Source organism: Chroococcidiopsis cubana SAG 39.79 (assembly GCF_003991895.1).
In the GTDB taxonomy this organism is placed as follows: domain Bacteria; phylum Cyanobacteriota; class Cyanobacteriia; order Cyanobacteriales; family Chroococcidiopsidaceae; genus Chroococcidiopsis; species Chroococcidiopsis thermalis.
In genome coordinates this window covers 1-3,023 of record NZ_RSCK01000226.1, presented here as the reverse complement: position 1 = coordinate 3,023, position 3,023 = coordinate 1, and the positions used below count along the sequence as shown (strand labels likewise).

General features: G+C 47.1%; 5 protein-coding genes and 2 pseudogenes. 3 read left to right on the top strand and 4 right to left on the bottom strand.

The window, feature by feature from the left end; genetic code table 11:
- Positions 1–265: 265 nt before the first annotated feature.
- From DSM107010_RS37475 to DSM107010_RS37465, 3 genes are all read left to right on the top strand, one after another.
- A complete protein-coding gene (locus tag DSM107010_RS37475) occupies positions 266–463 on the top strand; it encodes a hypothetical protein (protein WP_106169158.1) in 198 nt (65 codons plus the stop codon).
- 633 nt (positions 464–1,096) lie between these two features.
- Complete coding sequence (locus DSM107010_RS37470) at positions 1,097–1,474, top strand: GIY-YIG nuclease family protein (protein WP_106169159.1); 378 nt, start codon at positions 1,097–1,099, stop codon at positions 1,472–1,474.
- Between the two features lie 4 nt (positions 1,475–1,478).
- Positions 1,479–1,685 carry a hypothetical protein gene (locus DSM107010_RS37465; protein ID WP_106169160.1) on the top strand — a complete coding sequence of 69 codons (207 nt, stop codon included), beginning with the start codon at positions 1,479–1,481 and terminating at the stop codon, positions 1,683–1,685.
- Positions 1,686–1,816: 131 nt separating this feature from the next.
- Here DSM107010_RS37465 and DSM107010_RS40825 read toward each other — a convergent pair whose 3' ends face one another.
- The 4 genes and pseudogenes from DSM107010_RS40825 to DSM107010_RS40995 all read right to left on the bottom strand — a co-directional run.
- Entirely contained in the window at positions 1,817–2,041 is a 225-nt protein-coding gene (locus tag DSM107010_RS40825; RefSeq protein WP_199756050.1) for a hypothetical protein, read from the bottom strand.
- A 22-nt stretch (positions 2,042–2,063) separates the two neighbouring features.
- Positions 2,064–2,162 (bottom strand): group II intron maturase-specific domain-containing protein, encoded by a 99-nt coding sequence (locus tag DSM107010_RS43485; protein ID WP_241994499.1) that lies wholly within the window; start codon positions 2,160–2,162, stop codon positions 2,064–2,066.
- Between the two features lie 150 nt (positions 2,163–2,312).
- Positions 2,313–2,640: pseudogene (locus DSM107010_RS42760) on the bottom strand (reverse transcriptase domain-containing protein); the annotation flags it as partial.
- Positions 2,641–2,775: 135 nt separating this feature from the next.
- Positions 2,776–3,023 (bottom strand): annotated as a pseudogene (locus tag DSM107010_RS40995) (hypothetical protein); the annotation flags it as partial.

Genomic DNA, 3,023 nt, shown 5'->3' with positions numbered 1-3,023 from the left:
AATCGACGTAGTAGCGATACGACTGCTTCGCACTGATTGCATCCGGTGCGGTAAGATATGCCATAATAAATCTTCCTTTTCTGTAATGGAAAGGTAAGGCGATTGGCTGAGGTTTTCTCAGGACGTTAGCCATCGCCTTTTAACTTGTAATTCATCCCACTGTCTAGTTTACCGTGTTAACACGTCAAAGTCAAGGGTTTTAGAGCTTTTATTTTTGGTGGCAAAAGTGGCTTGCGTCGTGTTAACAAAATGCTAAAATCAAGTCATGAAACAGCTGCATCACGACGAAAACGGGAAATTTTGTTCCCTCAACTCAAAACCACTGGCGAAGAAAGTCATCGGTGTTAGACTGCCAGTGGACGTAGATGAAGCTGTGCGAAAACTAGCTGGTAATGAGCTAAGTGATTGGGTTCGACAAGCAGTCATAGAAAAATATGAACGAGAACAGCAAATCTCTGCATAAGCTATGATATTCCGTTATGGTTACCTTGCTTGCTAACTCAATTTCGTCAAGTTTTACTCCAAATGCATCGGGTGCGACAGGATCTATTGCTGAAAAAATTTAAGAAACTGAGTGCATTGGGCATTCGCGCTTTGTTACTAAAGCCAGAACAGCCGGCATACGCATGAGTAATAACTCCGAAATCCTCTTCCAACTAGTAGTCAAGAAAGACGGCGATAAGTATACAGCAAGCACTCTTTCTGGTAGCTACTCTGTCACCTCCAGTTCTGCGATTGACGCAGTAATGAACTGGAGGTTTCGAGTGCGTGATGGAATCAAAAGATATCGCAATGGAAGCGTATCAGATTAATGTAAAATAACATTATTGCGCTAAGCTTTCCCTAGATCTAGAAGTAATACTTAGTGCTGATTGAAAACGCTGGAGCAATTTCGTTCGGCTGATTTTAGCCCTTAGAAAGTTGGCGAGAGGCAATTCTTACTACTTTAGTGTTGCTGTATCACCGGCAATTTTCACATTAATTTGATACGCTTCCATTTAGGGTTTGAAGCTTTTCAGATCGAGATGCGGCAGAAACTATGAATGTGCAGAATTTGTGAGAGCATGGCTTCTGTGCAACTCCCTTTTTTACTTTCATGCCAACGAACGATTCTGACCTGCAAATCCAAGCCCGCAGGATTCTAGACGCGATCGCCTTCATTCCGTTTGAGCAATGTCAGCCCTTGAGTCGCGGGTTTGAGAATATTCCTCCTCGTCCTGGCATTTACGCAATCAGACACAGGACTGACGGATTACTCTACATCGGCAAAACTAAAAGCTTGCGGGGTCGTTTCAGTAGCGGGCATAAAGCTTTTCTGTGGGCATGGCTCGATAAATATGACGATGAAGATGTGCGGATTGCGATACAGTTGATTTTGCACTGGGAAAGCCCTGCGTTATTATTGGAGCTAGAAGCGATTATTCTAAGAGCCACAGAGCCGCCTTACAACGTGCAAATTCCGACGGAGATGTAAAGTTATGCAAGCCAAACTTCAAGAACAGCTTTCTCCTGCTGATGCTGAAGCCATCTTAGGACGCTTACCTGAGCGAATTCGTGTTGCTTTAATTGCTCGTGCGGCTGAAATTGAATATCCTATTGAAGCAGTAGTTGAGATGGCGATCGCTAGTTTTCTGGATACAGAGGCGTTGGGTTTTGCAGATTGTAAACCGGGGCGTGGACAGTAGAGGGGGCAAGGAGCAAGTCAATGAGACGGCAATCGAGTCGAGAAGGGCATTTAACCCTTCCCTCCCACACCACCCATCATGCGGTTCCGCTTCGGGGCGGTTCATGAAGACGCGCAAACAACACTGATGGTTTAGGCGTAACCCTGAACTCTCATCCAGAGTTGACGGATCGATAACAATCCCTGTTGTTCCAACCACTCATTCGTCATTCCCGTTTGCGTTGCCAACGTCTTTGACAACCGCCAATAGCCCTTGCGACTAATGCCCGTCAAAATCGCATGACGCTGACTCGTCCCAAGTTTGAGCAGATTGGCAATGCGCGTTCTCGGTCTGCGCCACTGTTTCCAGTAACACATCCGTGTTCGTCGCCTTAACCATTTATCTAGCTCCTCGATGGGCGTGTAATGTTGGGAAATGCCGATATTTGTTGATCCACCCCCGCAAGTATCGGTTTAATCGCTCGAAGCGTTCTGCCATCGAAACTCCCCAACTGCGTGACGTTAAACCGCGCAATCGGTGCTGGAAATCTTTCATGGCTGGAGCGCTGACGAAGATCCGAATGCCCCGGAAGGTAAACCCCAGGTAATTCAGTTCTTCAATCTTGACCACTCGGCTTTTCTGACGATTGACCTTGAGCTTCAGCTTTTGAGACAGGTAGCGACTAATCTTAGCCATCACCCGTCGCCCTGCCCGTCTGCTTCTGACTAGGATTACCAAGTCATCCATATACCTGGCAAAACGATGTCAAGAGTGCTTCTAGCTCCTTGTCCAAATCATCCAACAGGATATTGGAAAGTAACGGGGACATGGGAGATCCTTGCGGTGTCCCCCAATCCGTTGGCTCAACTGTGCTCCCAACCAATACGCCTGCTCGTAGGTAACGACCAATCAAAGCCAAAAGCACCTGATCAGTCACTTTTCGGGCAATTCGGGACATCAGTACATCGTGGTTAACAGTATCAAAGAATTTCTCTAGATCTAGGTCAACCGCATACCGAGACCCCGTTTGATGATTGTCTTTACCTGCCGGATTGCTCCGTGAGCCGAGCGTTTCGGTCGGCTGCCAAAACTTGACTCAGAAAACTCTGGGTCAAAGATGGGAGTGAGCACTTGCGTTCGGGGCTTGCTGGATTACCCGGTCTACAACACAGGGCACACCCAACTTTCTTTCTCCCTTACCGTGCGGCTTGGGAATCACCACTCGCCGCACAGGGCGGGGTTGATAGCTGCCATCCATCAGGGATTGGCGAATCTGACTCCCAGGGCAAACGCATCTAATAAAAGCATAATGAAATACTAAGAAGCGCTTTGGGCTAAAAATTCTGGAAATAGCAGAGC